Origin of the sequence: Vibrio sp. SBT000027 (assembly GCF_963894355.1) — a bacterium.
GTDB classification, from domain to species: Bacteria; Pseudomonadota; Gammaproteobacteria; order Enterobacterales; family Vibrionaceae; genus Vibrio; species Vibrio splendidus.
Genome location: NZ_CAWQGD010000004.1, coordinates 1406491 through 1422820, shown reverse-complemented (window position 1 = coordinate 1422820; position 16330 = coordinate 1406491). Strand labels below are relative to the sequence as shown.

The 16330-nt window shown below is 41.6% G+C and carries 16 protein-coding genes; 4 read left to right on the top strand and 12 right to left on the bottom strand.

The features are described 5' to 3' along the window. Positions 1-79: 79 nt before the first annotated feature. Positions 80-211, bottom strand: a complete 132-nt coding sequence (locus AACU28_RS15915) for a hypothetical protein (protein WP_259462820.1) — start codon at positions 209-211, stop codon at positions 80-82. A gap of 400 nt (positions 212-611) precedes the next feature. On the opposite strand from AACU28_RS15915, the gene AACU28_RS15910 reads away from it, so the two are divergent. Continuing rightward, on the top strand, positions 612-1214 hold the full coding sequence (locus tag AACU28_RS15910; RefSeq protein WP_121603211.1) for a porin family protein: 603 nt from the start codon (positions 612-614) through the stop codon (positions 1212-1214). Between the two features lie 344 nt (positions 1215-1558). Beyond that, positions 1559-2161: a DUF2971 domain-containing protein gene (locus tag AACU28_RS15905; RefSeq protein WP_121603210.1), complete on the top strand. Its 603-nt coding sequence runs from the start codon at positions 1559-1561 to the stop codon at positions 2159-2161. Positions 2162-2260: 99 nt separating this feature from the next. Here AACU28_RS15905 and AACU28_RS15900 read toward each other — a convergent pair whose 3' ends face one another. The 4 genes from AACU28_RS15900 to matP all read right to left on the bottom strand — a co-directional run bounded on the left by AACU28_RS15900 (position 2261) and on the right by matP (position 4830). Continuing rightward, positions 2261-3481, bottom strand: a complete 1221-nt coding sequence (locus tag AACU28_RS15900; protein ID WP_017088516.1) for a hypothetical protein — start codon at positions 3479-3481, stop codon at positions 2261-2263. Between the two features lie 147 nt (positions 3482-3628). Beyond that, positions 3629-3937 (bottom strand): hypothetical protein, encoded by a 309-nt coding sequence (locus AACU28_RS15895; protein WP_108093245.1) that lies wholly within the window; start codon positions 3935-3937, stop codon positions 3629-3631. A gap of 105 nt (positions 3938-4042) precedes the next feature. Beyond that, positions 4043-4351 (bottom strand): DUF3634 family protein, encoded by a 309-nt coding sequence (locus tag AACU28_RS15890; protein ID WP_017082208.1) that lies wholly within the window; start codon positions 4349-4351, stop codon positions 4043-4045. Positions 4352-4374: 23 nt separating this feature from the next. Then, positions 4375-4830 (bottom strand): macrodomain Ter protein MatP, encoded by a 456-nt coding sequence (gene matP, locus AACU28_RS15885; protein ID WP_004733655.1) that lies wholly within the window; start codon positions 4828-4830, stop codon positions 4375-4377. A 188-nt stretch (positions 4831-5018) separates the two neighbouring features. On the opposite strand from matP, the gene AACU28_RS15880 reads away from it, so the two are divergent. Both AACU28_RS15880 and fabA read left to right on the top strand, forming a co-directional pair. Then, positions 5019-6671 carry an AAA family ATPase gene (locus AACU28_RS15880; RefSeq protein WP_054542642.1) on the top strand — a complete coding sequence of 551 codons (1653 nt, stop codon included), beginning with the start codon at positions 5019-5021 and terminating at the stop codon, positions 6669-6671. A 70-nt stretch (positions 6672-6741) separates the two neighbouring features. After that, positions 6742-7257, top strand: coding sequence for a bifunctional 3-hydroxydecanoyl-ACP dehydratase/trans-2-decenoyl-ACP isomerase (gene fabA / locus AACU28_RS15875; protein WP_010440782.1), 516 nt, complete (start codon positions 6742-6744; stop codon positions 7255-7257). A 248-nt stretch (positions 7258-7505) separates the two neighbouring features. Here fabA and rmf read toward each other — a convergent pair whose 3' ends face one another. From rmf to pyrD, 7 genes are all read right to left on the bottom strand, one after another. Beyond that, positions 7506-7679, bottom strand: coding sequence for a ribosome modulation factor (rmf, locus tag AACU28_RS15870; RefSeq protein WP_017074275.1), 174 nt, complete (start codon positions 7677-7679; stop codon positions 7506-7508). Between the two features lie 160 nt (positions 7680-7839). Then, positions 7840-9603 (bottom strand): DUF3466 family protein, encoded by a 1764-nt coding sequence (locus AACU28_RS15865; protein WP_121603209.1) that lies wholly within the window; start codon positions 9601-9603, stop codon positions 7840-7842. Between the two features lie 9 nt (positions 9604-9612). Beyond that, complete coding sequence (locus AACU28_RS15860) at positions 9613-11529, bottom strand: ABC transporter ATP-binding protein (protein ID WP_017088511.1); 1917 nt, start codon at positions 11527-11529, stop codon at positions 9613-9615. Continuing rightward, positions 11507-11767: a glutaredoxin family protein gene (locus AACU28_RS15855; RefSeq protein ID WP_017077217.1), complete on the bottom strand. Its 261-nt coding sequence runs from the start codon at positions 11765-11767 to the stop codon at positions 11507-11509. The genes AACU28_RS15860 and AACU28_RS15855 overlap by 23 nt, the downstream gene beginning before the upstream one ends. Before the next feature lie 25 nt (positions 11768-11792). Then, complete coding sequence (rlmKL, locus tag AACU28_RS15850) at positions 11793-13913, bottom strand: bifunctional 23S rRNA (guanine(2069)-N(7))-methyltransferase RlmK/23S rRNA (guanine(2445)-N(2))-methyltransferase RlmL (RefSeq protein ID WP_121603208.1); 2121 nt, start codon at positions 13911-13913, stop codon at positions 11793-11795. Positions 13914-14474: 561 nt separating this feature from the next. Beyond that, positions 14475-15023, bottom strand: coding sequence for a cell division protein ZapC (locus AACU28_RS15845; RefSeq protein WP_004733648.1), 549 nt, complete (start codon positions 15021-15023; stop codon positions 14475-14477). Positions 15024-15228: 205 nt separating this feature from the next. Continuing rightward, on the bottom strand, positions 15229-16239 hold the full coding sequence (gene pyrD, locus AACU28_RS15840) for a quinone-dependent dihydroorotate dehydrogenase (RefSeq protein ID WP_017082214.1): 1011 nt from the start codon (positions 16237-16239) through the stop codon (positions 15229-15231). Positions 16240-16330: the final 91 nt, after the last annotated feature.

Genomic DNA, 16330 nt, shown 5'->3' with positions numbered 1-16330 from the left:
CATTTCTATTTGGGGCAAATGAGGACATTTTAAAATGGGATTGACATGGGCTGGTTTGTTTTTGAGGGGCTTTCTGGGCTCATACAGAGATTCTGAACGTTGTTACTGACAAGGTTTTACGAGCATGTTCCATTGCTTGCTGATCTGTCTCATATGGCCCATAGATTTTTACGTTGTGGTTTTCATCTTTATCAACGCTTGTAACTGACATGAACCAGTCACCAACATTGGTGTTCATTGATGAAAGATTTAGTGAGACAGAATCTGCATTTGTAGACTGAAAAGACTTGGTTACTCTTTTTCGCATAGATATAGCTATGCCAATCCGAACCACTACCTTTGATTTACTTGATACTCAACAGTCATTATTGCCAGACGTTTCCATTCAAAACGTACTTCTATAAACAGCTTGGTTGACAATAAGTTACAGTTCAACACAAAGTACTACTGTCTGGACTGTAGTACTTTGTGTCACAACTGCGATAATGACACTTCTATTACCAACAAGTCTTTAAAATTAGATATTTAGACGAGTTTTCAATTAGTTAGAGTACTTGCTGTTTGTTAACATATTCTGGAATTGAATAACTTACTATCTTAGAAGGCTTTGCATGAAAATCAGTACAATCGCCCTATCACTATTCACCGCATTTTTTGGCATCAGCTCGCAGGCGCTTGCTAGTCAAACCGAAAACTCACTTAGAGATTATGGTCATTTTTATGCTGGTGTTGATATCGGCTTTTATAATGAAACTGAATTAGAATATCGTGGCAGCGCCATTGAAGATTCATCTGACCTATCAGACTTTAGCTATAACTTGGTTGGAGGCTACGAATTCAATACACACGATGTCGTCAAACTGGGACTAGAGGCCGAGTACCGAAAAATCGGAAAAGTTAGCTATAGCGACTTGATGGATATTGAAGGCCAAACTTTCTTCGTAAACATTAAACCAAAGTTTATTGTTCAAGGTGACGTCTTAGATCTGTATGTATCTCTATTAGCCGGTGTTGGCTCTATGGATATGGAAGCGAAAGCTTTTGGAGTCTCAGGCTCTAAGTCTGAAGCAGCCTACCAAGTTGGAGCTGAGCTTGGTGCGATAGTGACAGACAACATCGACATCCATATTGGTTACCGCTATGCAAACGTTGAAATAGAATCCATCGACGTGTCACCCCAAACCGCTTACTTAGGTGCTAGGTACCACTTCTAAACTTGATTCACTCGTAGGCTCAATACAATTAAAGCCGTCCTTTTAAAGTTCGGCTTTAATCTTGGTCACCTATTTACCCTTTCCCTGCTCAACCTCTACTTTAACAAGATAATTCAACCATAAATAAAGTTACGTTGTATCTTCCTTAAAAGCTACAACTTGAAAGGTTAGCCTTTATACAAAACAAACCACTTAAACCGGTCACTATTTCGTGTTTAAATTTTGATCTATCAAACAGTTGTGCCAATAAATTTGGTGATTGAGCAATCAAATGCTATGCATTCGGGTATGAGCTATGAATTAAAGTGTTAACATCAAGCAATGTTGTAAACTAGGTGTTTGATATGTTGCCTAAACTTTATAAGTTCAGATCTCTCCACGACAGAAACATACAATCTATTGCCGAATGTTCGTTATGGTTTGATTACGCTAAGACCTTTAATAACCCATTTGAGTCTAACCATCTGCTCGACAAAGAACTTCAGAACGATTTCAAGGTTGTGTGTTTTTCTCAGTCAAGTGACCACCCAATACTATGGTCTCAGTATGGCGACAACTTTAAAGGCATGTGCATCGAGTATGATCTCAATTGTTATAATGGTGAGGCCAAGCTCAATTGCTTTGGAGTCCAGTATGAAGACGACCCAAACATATTCCACTTAGAATCGTTGAATGAATTCCAAACATCTGAATTGGATGTAGAAATATTTAAGATCAAGCATTCTAATTGGCGCTACGAAAAGGAATATCGCTGGGTGTTGCCTGATAAGGAGATGCTCGGCAATAAGCTGTACCTTAATAGAGAATGCCTAAGTTCTGTGATCCTCTCTGAACACGCTCCTGCCGACAGGAAGCTTAAAGTTCTGATGACTTGCCAACGCCTTGGTATTCCCGTTAAGCACGCAACAGCAAAACAAGAGTCGTTTACATTCGAAGTGGTCAGCTAAAATAACACAACCAACTGATTATTATTGAAAAACTAGCAAATTATCATAAGTTGCAGTGTAACAAAAAGGGAGCCACATTTAATGTGGCTCCCTTTTTATTTACATGTTCGTCGTCAGTTGTCCAGGCACTCTAGCCTGCATTTGTTCAATTGTCGTTATAGACATTTGAACTGTGGAAAACCAATAAGGGCGATGCTTAACGTTAAACAATTCGCTGTTATCCAACGCTTCGAAAATAGAAAACTTTCGACCTTGGGCGAGAGCCGCGCCATAAACTGTTCGCTCAAGCACGGGGATATCATTCACTTCCTCTAGAAGCGCCCTCTTAATGAACAGATTACTTGGGCTCCAATCTACAAATTCAACGAGATTTTTTAGTAGCTTAAGCTCCAATTTCTCTACCATTACTTCGAGAAACTGTGTGTTTGGTATCACCTCTGTACAAGCATAATATTCATCATGCTTGTCACTTGCTTCACGATAGCCAAGCATCGTTTTTACCAATGCATCTTCAAAAGTTGAAGAAAAGTGGTTACAAATCAAGAATAAAGGCAGAACTCTCAAAACACCTAGTAGAATACCGACGTTAGGATCTTTTACCGACGTTTCTTGAAGTCGAATTCGAGTCGCATTTGAAGTCACTACCAGATGCTGCCAAACCTTAGGCGAGATGTGCTTGATGTTGCCATCACTCCATTTAATAAGCTGTTGGCTCATCAGCAATGGAAACAACAAACGACAGTTCTCGATACCTATTTGCCGCGCTGCAACTTTAGGGTCGAGAATTACCTTGGATTTTTTACCGTACTTTTCAGTGAACTCACGATTGGAAACAAACTCGATTAAGCTTGAACTCAATGCACTACTTTTAGCTGATATTTCATGAAGCTTAGAAAAATTTAAGGATGGCGAATAGCCAACATTAGCGAACTGGTTGTAGTCTGGTAGCTCTGAAAACAATGTGCTTATTAAGGTCCCTTGAAGCTTCTCAAGCATAAGCTCCGAGGCTGCATTACTTACATCATCGACCACGTAACGCAGTGTTTGTTGCTTCGCGACGACTTTCTCACGATGAGCGTTAACTCTATCTTGTTCACAACGCAATAAAATACGTTGATTGTGAGATATGCGGTCAGATTCATCAAAAATAACGCTATCACAGTATCTATTTTCCAAACTCAGTAATGTATCTACCGTAGATTGTTCGAGTTTATACTCCGGAGAGATCAGCCACCGATTAAAGCGAGCCTCAACATTTATTGAGACTTTTCTAGATATCTCAATCACTTCAGGGGGGTAATTTTTATGTGCTAACAACAACAGTGACTTTCCTTTGCCCTAAATGCTCTTTTGTCGGCATATCCTGCCTTTATAATAAAACTAATATTAATAGAAATTAGAGATTGGTTCACGTAATTGTTTCAATAAAATTAAGGTTATTTAGTTATAGTGCATGACATCGGATTATTATGTGATATGGAGGCGGATGTACTTTTCAGGAAAGCTGTATTTGAACTTTTTCTTCCTCGGTAAGTGCTTTTTAGCTTGTTTGCATGCTTTGCTATCGCCAGATGCCCTAACCTTTTTAATTCTGGCATAACCTTTAAAGTGCTTCATTTCTATCATCAGGTCGCAATAGCCATCAAAATCAATATTACTCTTATTGAGCCCTTTCAGCACTGTGGCTTTGATTTTTTTGGCTACGGGGTTAACCAATGCATCGTCGGCAAAAACGAATGGGGATAAAAAACACGACAAGAATATTAGATATCTCATACTGCTCTCTCTTTATTGGGGGTGAGAACAGTATGCTTACAGTTAAGGGGGATGAAGAATTAACTAAGTATGACGTTTTACCAGATAACGCGTAATTCTCGACAATTACGCTTTCTTTGAACCTTTGGATTTAAATCCATTATGCGGAAATACGTTACGAATACGTTGTTGAACGCTTTTAGGTACATCTTTAGTAAATTTGAGATTGTAACCAGAGCGCTTCGCATACACTTTCAACTCACCCTTGAAGGAATTATTGTGGCCAATTTCTTGAAGGTTGTGCTTAAAGCTCGGTGGAAGATGACCTTTAACTTGCTCGATCGCCCCGTCACTAAATTTGATTTTCAATACCGGCCGATCAACTGCGACTAACCAAAAAACCAACGCTGCACCAATTAAGATTACATACATCATAATGTCACCACTACTGTTGACGGTTATTTATCGTCAGAAAGGAGCTTACTCAAATCTTCTTTAAGGCTAGTAACTGTCTTGCTGGCCTGCTCACTTCGAGACGCTTCGCTAACCAAATACTCTATCGCATCAGATAACGTACAACCGAGTTCGTTTGCTCGTTGAGATAACTTCTCCCAGACTCGATAATCAAGATCGATAGACTTCTTTTTAGTATGAACTTGCTCAGCGTTGAAATGGCGCTTACGTTTGGCTCTGATCGCTTGCTTGAGTTTGTTATCAAGCTCAGGCGACATGTTATTTGAGATCCACTCAAGAACCCCTGTAGGTTGGTGTTCTAGCTCCAACAAAGCTTTCACGGCAACATCAGCTTCACTTGAATCTATATGGCAAGTGATCGAATCACCTTCTTTCCATTTTTTTACCAAGTAGTTCCATTTCCAACCACATTCTAAATTTTCAAGCTGCTGATATTTCATGTCTAATCTCGAGAGTTAACCTAGTGACAGCGTAACCCATAATAGGTCACTTAACAATTATTGTCTTGAAAGAATAGACCAAGATCATACTTATATTAGCTTAGTGTTTAGTAACTACAACATAGACCTATATGAGTCCTCGGTTTTTCTATATACTCCCTACCTTATTATCATAATCAGACATTTAAATGACTCAAGTAGATTGGCGACATGTAACGCCTCAGTACGATGAATATAGCGCTCAACTAGAGCAATTCCCTGACATCTCTCCTTTCACATTCTCAGATATTCAACATAGATTTAGAGATGCGCTAACCCGTTTTGTACGCCTATCCAATCTTTCACGAGTTCTACTTGTTAATGCGCCTGACAACTCAATCTATCGTCAACTTATCGTTGAATCTTTGACGACAGAATTAAAAGACGATGCTCAGCCTGTTATAAAAACCGAATCTTTAAATGCAGCCACTTTATTTGACCAAGTTCAGTCTAAAAATGGTGAAATTGTAGCGACAAAGCCAGGTCTACTTTCTAGAGCGAACAATGGTTACCTCGTTGTCTCAGCGAATCTGATCCTTGCAAATCCAGGAAGTTGGTTGTTATTGAAATCCGCACTTCTCGGTGAAGCAGTCGAACCAATTAGCAGTTTTCCAGAGCATCTAAATCAAACGCCTATCGCTGCACTGACATACAACATTAAGTTGATTGTTGTCGGAGACCGCGCTCAACTTGGTGATCTGGACTATCTAGATGGCGATATTCAAACAGGGTTTTGTCTATTCAGTGAAATAGAACAAGATATCAAGCTTTCACACGATACTTTGACCCAATATCTTGGGTATCTAAGATGGCTTCAGCAACGTTATAACCTCCCATACATTACGCAACAGGCACTAATTGGGATTCTTACCGCTGGCGCGCGTGAGACTGAAGATCAGAGCTATATCCCTTTATGCCCTATTTGGCACAATGCGCTATTGAGCGAAGCTTTAGTTGAAGCGGACAATGGTGACATTGATATTCACCATATTCAGCAAGCTCAACAACACAAATACAACCGCGAGTCTTACCTTCCTGAACGTGCTCTCGATGATATTCGAGATGGCCAAGTCATAATCGAAACTGAAGGTGAACAAGTAGGCCAAGTTAATGGCCTGACTGTTATCGATGTACCGGGGCACCCAATATCGTATGGTGAACCTGCACGAATTTCATGTGTTATTCACTTTGGTGATGGTGATATTGCAGATGTTGAGCGCAAAGCCGAACTTGGTGGTAATCTTCATGCGAAAGGCATGATGATCATGCAAGCATTTTTAAGTAGCTCGCTAAACTTAGAAGACCCGTTGCCATATGCTGCTTCTGTTGTGTTTGAGCAATCATACTGCGAAGTTGATGGCGATAGCGCTTCCCTTGCTGAACTTTGCTCTCTGGTAAGTGCTTTGTCGGAATACCCTATCAATCAACAAATAGCGGTAACCGGTGCTGTCGACCAATTCGGCCGTGTACAAGCCGTTGGTGGGCTAAACGAGAAAATCGAAGGCTTCTACCATGTGTGTAAACACAACGGGCTAACTGGCGAACAAGGTGTGATCCTTCCAAGATCTAACTTAAGACACCTTGCTCTGAAGCCAGACCTAATTGAAAGCATCAAAAACAAAGAGTTTCATATCTGGTCTGTGTCTAATGTAGATGAAGCGATTCCTCTTATTATGAACGCACCATTTAGGGACGAAGAACAAGAAAGCGTTCTGAGTAAAATCGCGGAACGTATTGAAAACTTTGAAAGACATGAGCACCCTATTGGAATCGTTGGACGCATTAAAAACTGGTTTGTCTAGTACTGATCGGACTTGTTTAGCGTACACCTGTTCACTAATATGCACCTATCAAAAATCGGAGTAATTGATAATGCAAAACAAACGTGATTCTTACACTCGCGAAGATCTTCTAGCATCAAGCCAAGGCGAACTATGGCCAGAAGGTCCTCAACTACCAGCACCGAACATGTTGATGATGGATCGCATCACTAAAATGTCTGAGACTGAAGGTGATTTCGGTAAAGGTTTGATTCTTGCTGAACTGGATATTACTCCTGACCTATGGTTCTTCGACTGTCACTTCCCTGGCGACCCAGTAATGCCTGGTTGTCTAGGCCTTGATGCAATGTGGCAGCTTGTTGGCTTCTACCTTGGTTGGGTTGGCGGCAAAGGAAAAGGCCGTGCTCTAGGTGTTGGTGAAGTTAAATTCACTGGCCAAATCTTACCTACGGCTAAAAAAGTAACTTACGAAATTCACATGAAGCGTGTTGTTAACCGTCGCCTAGTAATGGGCCTTGCAGACGGTCGCGTTCTTGTTGATGGTAAAGAGATCTATGTTGCTAAAGATTTGAAAGTTGGTCTTTTCCAAGACACATCAGCATTCTAATCTAATAGTTAGATTTTTAATAAAGCAGCCAATGGTTGCTTTATTTTTATTCCAACACATTTAGTTATAGTGCATTAGGATATAACTAAGTAACTCTCATCAATTATATATCCACCAGCGAAACAACTTAAATCACTTTCTAATCAGCCAGCTCTCGGTTTATAAGACCTTGTATGGTTCTCAGAAACTAACAAGGCTCCAGCTGTTATACAACATGGAGCCTTGACCTTTGAATATGTTCGCCCTATCTACTTATAGAGACCTGAATGCTTATCATCTTTGGCATCACGCCAACCACCTAACCAATACGATTTAGAATCCATTTGGCTGTATGGGCAAGCTTCTTGTGACCTGCCGTTTAAACCAGCTTTGTAACCTTGAGATTGTGCTCGTTCTAGGCGATCACGCTTTTGTCTCTTCATAGTGCAGTCCTCATACGGGTGTTCGTTTACTAACATACAATGATTACAACTTCGTGGAGTTTTGTTGACTCCAACTTTAAGAATCGACCACTTTTGCACTTTTCTCAAGGCGAAAAAAAGCCCGAGTTCAGAATTGTGAACTCGGGCTCAAGAGATAAAATTATTTAAATTTTCTGCGGAACCCTAACAGACCAAGCATAGTCAAAGTTAACCAACCTAGGCTACCACCTTGACGATCGACTTTCTCAGTATCGGTGCTACGAGTTTGAATATCATCTTTAGTAGCACCAGCAATTGGAACCAGTTTAACGGCTACAACCTGTTCTACCGCGTTAGACGCCGCGCCACCACAATATGAATTGTGAGACGTAGTATCGTATGGTTGAGTCGTGCCACCAACGGTACATTTGATCGCAGTAGCAGAAATTACACCAGCATCGTTAATGTCAGTAGCATCGATGATTCGGAACTTGTTGTTCTCTCCAGACACGTTGCCGTCATTTGTTAGATCATCTAACCACCAAGCTTTGCTCTCAAACAACGCAATTCTTGATACATCAGTGCCGGTTGCTTGATACGGGTAAATAAAACCACGATGTCTACGCTCACTACCCTCGACTTCACGAGTCGTTTCCGCATCAATCTGGCCAACAAACTCATTGAAGTTATTGACCGCTTTAGCTTCACCGCTCGCGCCACCAAAGAAGATGCCACCAGATAAATATGTCGCAGTTGGATTTCTCGCGTCAGTAACAACAAAAATCTTGTTACCTGCACTACCACTCTCTGGCACGTAACCATTACGTTTAGAATAACCAACAGCGAACAAGTTATCGTTAATATCAGTAGCTACAGAGTTACTGTATCTAGCATCATCGTTATTTGAGCCTGAATTAACTTCCGCACCGCTAATCTGTTTAGTCGTCCATTTAGCAGTATCAAGTTCTAGTGAATCACTCACAAAAACACTTGCATTCATGTCTTGTCGGCTGCCGTTACCGTCTGCGGTGTTATAGCCAACACCATAGAAGATATCTACTGACGGCTGAGCTGATGTTTGTCCGATCGTAATAGATCTCATGCTACCTTGGGCAAAGTAGTCATCTTCTTGAGCATTACCACCTCTGATCCAATCAATTTCTTTTGTTGTAGTACCATCCCAAATTGCCGCTTTAGAAGCAAACGCCTTATCTGGTTCAGATGTACCTGTCGGAGCAAACTCTTCAGAGACACTACCTACATTATAAACTTTGCCGTTACTCGCTTTTATTGCACGCCACGCACGGGTTTCCGAAGAACCAGCTGGAGCTATTGACTCAGTATGAAGGGCATTATTACGGATCCCATCTTTAGATTTAACACCTAAAGGCTCAACGTCTAATGCATCGTTCACATAAAGGGAATTAATAACCGTATTGCGGTCTTCAAATGTCGCACCACCTTCAACAAATGCTTTAGCGTTAACGTAAGTAAGGTCGTTTCTTTCCTTATTCCAAGTATCGTACCAGCGATTATCTGCCCAACTTTCACATGTAGAATATCCCAGCTCTCCGTAACAGTAATTTTCGAAATCGTCACGATCTTGAATGTATTGGAATAGAGCATCCATTGCGAAAGGAACTTCTTCACGATAACTAACAGCTTCAAGAGTATCGCGAGTTTCGCCAGCAAGTTTAAATGTACTATCCGCACAATTAGTTGCATTAGAATCAAAGCAACCTAGAGGTAACTCATCATCAGGTAATGTTGGCAATACTGCGTTAACGTTTACAGCTTTACCAGGCTGAATCGCAACACCAAATATTTCAGATGCACCAGTAATAGAAGGCGTTACTTCAACTACCTTGTAAAGCGCAGCGTTGGCATTAGTTGCAGCCAAAACTAGGGCTGCAACTGTTGTTAATTTAAATTTAGTACAAGTCATTATTACTTCTTAACTTTCCTGTTGTAGTGCCTCGAGCTCTTCCCAGCGCTCAAAAGCAACTTCAAGCTCCTGCTCTACTGCAGATAGCTTATCTAATACTGGTTGTGTCTGCTCTACAGATTTTGAAAAGAAGCTTGGATCGTTGACTTCTTCCTGAAGAGTTTCAATTTGAGTTTCCAATTCTTCTAAACGCATTGGTAGCGCTTCTAGTTCTCGTTGTAGCTTATACGATAACTTCTTAGGTTTAGTTTTAACTGGCGCAGTTTTGGGAGTTTCCTCAACAACTTTTTCAGTCTTTGCTGGCTTTTCAACCTGACGATACTCAAGTGCTTGTGCTCTTTGCTTCTGAGCATCATGGTAACCACCAACAAACTCTTCAACTACACCGTTACCTTCAAATATCCAACTCGTCATTACCGTATTATCAACGAACTGACGATCGTGGCTCACGAGAAGTAACGTACCCTCATAGTTGGCAAGCAAATCTTCTAAAAGTTCCAATGTTTCGATATCTAAATCATTGGTAGGCTCATCGAGAATCAACAAGTTATTCGATTTAAGGAAAATACGAGCCAATAACAATCGGTTTTTCTCGCCACCAGACAGTGCTTTAACTGGAGTACGAGCACGTTTAGGAGAGAACAAGAAATCTTGTAAGTAGCTCAGTGCATGACGCTCACGTCCGCCTACGGTTACTTCTTGCTTACCATCAGCCAGGTTATCAATCACCGACTTCTCAGGGTCTAGAATTTCACGGTATTGGTCGAAGTAAGCCACTTCCAGCTTAGTACCGCAATGCAAGCGACCTGAATCGGGTTTAAGTTGATCAAGAAGCAGTTTAAGCACCGTACTCTTACCACAGCCATTTGGCCCGATAAGTGCGATGCGATCACCGCGCATGATGTTGAAGCTAAAGTCTGTAACGATCTCTTTGCCTTCAAATGCAAAGTTAAGGTTCTCTGCTTCAAATACGATTTTACCTGAACGTGCAGACGTATCGATTTGGATATTCGCTTTACCTTGTACTTCACGACGATCTTGACGCTCTTCACGAAGCTTTTTAAGAGCACGAACACGGCCTTCATTACGCGTACGACGCGCTTTGATGCCTTGACGAATCCAAACTTCTTCTTGCGCTAGCTTTTTGTCAAATTCTGCGTTTTGCATCTCTTCAACACGTAGCGCTTCTTCTTTCTCTAGCAAGTAGTTGTCGTAGTCACCAGGGAAAGAACTTAGCTTGCCACGGTCAAGGTCGACAATGCGTGTTGCCATTGATTTAATAAAAGCACGGTCATGCGAGATAAAGATGATTGAACCACGGAAGTCTTTTAAGAAAGCTTCTAACCATTCGATCGTTGCTACGTCTAAGTGGTTGGTAGGCTCATCAAGCAGTAATACATCTGGGTCACATACAAGCGCACGTGCAAGTGCGGCTTTACGTTGCCAACCACCTGACAGTTCCGTCAGTTTAGTATTTGCTGTGAGTTTAAGTGCAGCAAGAACATTACTTACGCGATCTTCAAAACGCCACGCATTGGCATGATCCAATTTTTCTTGAACGCGAGTAAGGCGATTTAAATTTTTCTCGCTAGGATCTTCTGCAATCACATCAAGTAAGTTGTGGTATTCCTTAAGCAACTCACCTACCTCAGCTAAACCACCCGAGACGTATTCGTAAACAGAACCTTGCTCATTACGCGGTGGATCTTGCTCTAGACGAGATACAACCACATCTTGTGTAATCTGCATCTTGCCGTCATCCATGATGATGTTGCCAGACAAAATCTTCATCAACGTTGATTTGCCTGCACCATTACGGCCAACCAAACACACACGTTCGTTTTCTTGCAGTGCGAAATCCGCACCATCTAATAATGGGTGATCGCCAAACGCTAATTGCCCATTATGAATTGTAAGTAATGCCATTCTTCTTTAACCAATCGTTAAGTTCTAACAAGCCAAAAGGCCAGTTAAGCTCTGAGTGTTTAGACAAGTCAGAGCTTTCAAATTTGAGTACCGGAATAGTGACCCCGTAACGGGAGAAGAGCTCATCATCCAATGCGATATCCACCACATTGATCTGATGACTTATATTCAGCTGTTCCGTGAGTTTGAATGCCATCTCACATAGATGGCACCCTTCTGTACTGTAGAGAGTCAGCACTATATATCCTTATACAATCTCTTAATTACTTATGAGTAATCAACCAGCAGTTATGAATGTGCTTGTTGCGAGAGAAATCCAGAGGCAACGTCTTAGACGAGATATTCTGAGCTTTAAGACCCAGCTCTTCCAGACCTTCCATATCCATCTTGAAATGACGCTTGTTGTTAGAGAACACAATCGTGCCTTCTTCTCTTAGAAGACGCTTTAAATCTTCCATCAACTGGATGTGGTCACGTTGAACATCAAAAGATTTATCCATACGCTTAGAGTTTGAGAATGTTGGCGGATCAATAAAGATCAAGTCGTAAGATCCTTGCTCTTTCGCCAACCATTGTAAGCAGTCAGCTTGAACAAATTGATGTTGACGACCAACACGGCCGTTCAGTTCCATGTTCTCTTTTGCCCACTCAAGATACGTGTTCGACATATCAACAGTCGTTGTAGAGCGAGCGCCACCTACTGCAGCATGAACAGAAGCGCTGCCTGTGTAAGCAAACAGGTTCAAGAAGTCTTTACCACCAGCCATCTCACCAATACGGCGACGAGTGATCTTATGATCTAAGAACAAGCCTGTATCTAGATAGTCATGAAGGTTAACAATCAACTTAACGCCGTATTCGTTTACTTCTAGGTTAGAAGAGTCTTGAGCCATCTTCTGGTATTGAGAACGACCCTTCTGCTTCTGACGAACCTTAAGCACTACGTTGTTTGCTTCAACGCCAGTCACTTGAATAGAAGCGCGGATGATATCGGTTAAACGACGCTTAGCTTTATCTTCCGGCACATCTTTAGGTGCTGCGTATTCTTGAATCACAAGGTGACCGGGGTATACGTCAATCGCTACATTGTATTCTGGTAAGTCAGCATCGTAGATACGGTAGCAATCTAGTTGCTCTTTCTTAGCCCACTTACCGATCTTGCCGATGTTCTTTTTAAGACGGTTCGCGAAATCAGGTGCAATCAACTGTTCTTGCTCGCCAGTTGGACGCTCAGACATAGGACGGTCTGAAATTGAGTAGTTTTTCTGGTGACACGGTAACGCACCGTTATTCAGTTTGAACTGTTTGTCTGCACGCATACGCAAGCAGCTAAGTAATTCATCAGAACTTGAGAAGATAGACGCGTTGCAGCCGCCAAACTCAGCCTTCAGTTGAGCACCAAATGCTGTGTACAGTGCAATCAAGCCCGGCTCTGTACCTAAACGCTCACCATAAGGAGGGTTTGACACAATCACACCATCATTGAACTCTGCAGGGCGTTTAAGCTTTGCTGCGTCACCTACTTCGAATTCAATCAACTCTTCAACGCCAGCACGACGTGCATTGTCACGCGCCGTTTTGATCATGCGTTCGTCGTTGTCATAACCGAAGAACTTACATTCTACTTTCTTAACGCCACGACGGCCTTGAACGTTCGCTTCTGCTTTCACTTCAGCCCAAAGCTCTGGTTCGAAATCTTCTAATGATTCAAAACACCATTTCTGACGTTTCACACCAGGTGCCATGTTTGCAGCCATCATCGCCGCTTCAATCACTAACGTACCTGAACCACACATAGGGTCTAGGAAAGGTTTCGTTGCATCCCAACCACTACGAAGAAGAATCGCTGCAGCAAGAGTTTCACGCAGTGGTGCGCGACCTGATTCTGGACGGTAGCCACGTTGATGAAGGCCACTGCCTACCATATCCACACCAAGAATCGCTTTGTCACGATGCAGACGAACGTGAATACGAATATCTGGATTTTCTTTGCTAATAGATGGGCGCGGTAAAGACTTCTTCTCGAAGCAATCTACAACGGCATCTTTTACTTTCATCGCACCGTATTGGCTATTACGGATTTCGTTGTTCGTGCCATTGAAGTCAACAACGAAACGCTTAGTGCTATGGAATTGATTTACCCAGTTAACCGCAGTGGTCGATAGGTAAAGATCCATGTCATCCATACAAGTGAATTCTGAAAGGACACGTACAAATCGAGAAGCCAAACGGCTCCACAAACAACAACGATAAATTTGCTCATTGGTGGCTTTGAATTTAACACCTGCTTGAACAGGTTTTGCGTTTGTAATCCCTAGTTGGGTTAGTTCTTCAACTAATAAATTCTCAAGGCCATTTGAGGTAACCGCTAGATATTGATTCATAGTGTTCTTTTATTGATAAAAATGAGCTCGATTATACCTGAATTTGCTATTAGAGCATCACACTAAACTCGTCTTTTCATTGAATCTTTCTACTAACTGCTTAGCAAATGGTCAGTCATGAAGCGATCGCTTACCCGCACTCCCTTACAACACAACAACTCTCAATCTTACAGAAATAACACTCATCGATAGGCTTAAATCATTAAGTGCATTTATATTCACCCTTAAATTGGTATATACCAGACTGAAATTTAGGTTGAAATTTAGCAACAAAAGACCCCAAACAGGGAATAAACAGAGGAAAACCGCTATCGATAATGAGAGAATCGGTCTAAATTTAGGTTAAAAAAGATACGTTTTTTACAAATTAAATAAGTGAACAACGTCATTCAAATGAATGAACTACGTCGTATTTATTGAGATAGGCTTTTTTAGGCACAAAAAAATCGGCTATTAAGCCGATTATGGGGAAGGTATTACTGGTTTATTCGTAGCGATGGTTGGTCGAAATAATGCTCTAGTGATGCTCTAGATTAGAGATTAGAGATTAGAGATTAGAGGTTAACCCACCATAGCAATATGCGTTTGATGAAGGATGGCATTTGCATCAGTCATTCTATCGTGCATGACTTTAATCGAGTCTCCAAAGCGTAAACCTTTTGAAGGCGTTAAGAGGAACTCTTCTAAGTCTACAAATGCGCATAGGCTCGCACACTCTCCTACTTCTAATACAATGAAGTAACCAAGGCTATGCTCGTTATTCATTTGTACAATATCCCCTTCTTGAGGATATTCATGGCCAGCGCCTTGTGAGTCGAAGAACCAGCTTTTAGGCTGTACAGGCTTATGGAAACGCTTTGCAGCCACACAATAAAGTGCAAGCTCTGCTTGTCGTGGCTCAGACAGTTCTAAGCCAGAAATTTGTTCTTTGAAGGTTTGGTAGGAAGATGCATCATCAACAGTGAATTCATTATCTTTAAAAGCGCAGTCCACCAGCTTATTGCGGACCAGATTCGTTTTAAAAATCATATCCTCTCCGAGGTTTAGCATCAATGAACATTGCTGCTCATCGTAATACCAACTCCATGTATCGCTAGGTTTAAGCATCATTTCGTCTCACACTGTTGAACCATTCCATTAGGTAAAACGCAAAATTACCTTCAATTACAGTAATTTTACTGTGCGATAGGCAAAAAAAAAGAGGAAATGAATTCCTCTTTCTTATCGCTTTTCTCTACAACTCAGTGAGTTACAGTGTCTCTTTTAGTAAGACGATGCCGGATTGTAGTCTTTGGACTAAGATCGTTTTTACGAACTATAGATTTTTGACGATGTCGCCTACAAGGCCTGGACCTTTGTAGATGAAACCAGAGTAAACTTGTACAAGCTTCGCGCCCGCCATCATTTTCTCTTTTGCAGCAACATACGAGTCAACGCCACCTACCCCAATGATTGGTAATGTGTCACCAAGTTCTTGGTGAAGTTTACGAACAACTTCAGTACTGCGAGATTGAACTGGACGTCCGCTTAGGCCACCCGCTTCGTCGCAATGCTTCATGCCTTCAACGATACTGCGATCCAATGTCGTGTTGGTTGCGATCACACCATCGATCTTATTTTTGATCAATGATTCGCAAATCTGGCTGATTTCGTCATCACTTAGATCCGGAGCGATCTTAAGAGCAAGCGGGACATATTTGCCATGCTTCGCTTCTAATTCAGATTGCTTGGTTTTTAGTTCAGACAACAGATCATCAAGTGCTTCGCCGTATTGTAGCGAACGAAGTCCTGGAGTATTTGGTGAAGAGATATTTACCGCAATGTAACCCGCGTATTGGTAAACTTTCTCCATACAGATAATGTAATCTTCTGCGCCCTTTTCAATTGGCGTGTCTTTGTTCTTACCAATATTGATACCTAAGATGCCGTCATAGTTAGACTTCTTAACATTCTCAATTAGGTTATCTACGCCTAGGTTGTTAAAGCCCATGCGATTGATAATACCTTCGGCTTCAACAAGACGGAACAGACGTGGTTTGTCATTACCTGCTTGTGGACGAGGAGTAACAGTCCCTACTTCTACAAAACCAAAACCCATTGCGCCAAATGCATCAATACATTCGCCGTTTTTGTCTAGGCCGGCAGCAAGGCCAACTGGGTTTTTAAAAGTAAGACCCATGCACTCTACAGGTCGGTGAGGTAATTGTTGGCGATACAAAAGATCAATAGGTGTGCCAGTGAAGCGTTTGAAATTTTGAATTGCAAGATCATGAGCCTTTTCGGCATCAAGTTGAAAAAAGCCAGTTCTGGCTAGACGGTAAAGCATTGTGCCTCCGATAGAAAAAAGCGCCGTGTAAACGGGGCGATATTATTTACTTATTTACCCAACTATTCAATCTATTACTGTCTGTAAGGGT

Bases quoted from the DNA above. Each gene is read 5' to 3' on its own strand.
- AACU28_RS15915 (WP_259462820.1), bottom strand. From the start codon at position 211: ATGTCAGTTACAAGCGTTGATAAAGATGAAAACCACAACGTAAAAATC.
- AACU28_RS15910 (WP_121603211.1), top strand. From the start codon at position 612: ATGAAAATCAGTACAATCGCCCTATCACTATTCACCGCATTTTTTGGC.
- AACU28_RS15905 (WP_121603210.1), top strand. From the start codon at position 1,559: ATGTTGCCTAAACTTTATAAGTTCAGATCTCTCCACGACAGAAACATA.
- AACU28_RS15895 (WP_108093245.1), bottom strand. From the start codon at position 3,937: ATGAGATATCTAATATTCTTGTCGTGTTTTTTATCCCCATTCGTTTTT.
- AACU28_RS15890 (WP_017082208.1), bottom strand. From the start codon at position 4,351: ATGATGTATGTAATCTTAATTGGTGCAGCGTTGGTTTTTTGGTTAGTC.
- matP (WP_004733655.1), bottom strand. From the start codon at position 4,830: ATGAAATATCAGCAGCTTGAAAATTTAGAATGTGGTTGGAAATGGAAC.
- AACU28_RS15880 (WP_054542642.1), top strand. From the start codon at position 5,019: ATGACTCAAGTAGATTGGCGACATGTAACGCCTCAGTACGATGAATAT.
- fabA (WP_010440782.1), top strand. From the start codon at position 6,742: ATGCAAAACAAACGTGATTCTTACACTCGCGAAGATCTTCTAGCATCA.
- rmf (WP_017074275.1), bottom strand. From the start codon at position 7,679: ATGAAGAGACAAAAGCGTGATCGCCTAGAACGAGCACAATCTCAAGGT.
- AACU28_RS15865 (WP_121603209.1), bottom strand. From the start codon at position 9,603: ATGACTTGTACTAAATTTAAATTAACAACAGTTGCAGCCCTAGTTTTG.
- AACU28_RS15860 (WP_017088511.1), bottom strand. From the start codon at position 11,529: ATGGCATTACTTACAATTCATAATGGGCAATTAGCGTTTGGCGATCAC.
- rlmKL (WP_121603208.1), bottom strand. From the start codon at position 13,913: ATGAATCAATATCTAGCGGTTACCTCAAATGGCCTTGAGAATTTATTA.
- AACU28_RS15845 (WP_004733648.1), bottom strand. From the start codon at position 15,023: ATGATGCTTAAACCTAGCGATACATGGAGTTGGTATTACGATGAGCAG.
- pyrD (WP_017082214.1), bottom strand. From the start codon at position 16,239: ATGCTTTACCGTCTAGCCAGAACTGGCTTTTTTCAACTTGATGCCGAA.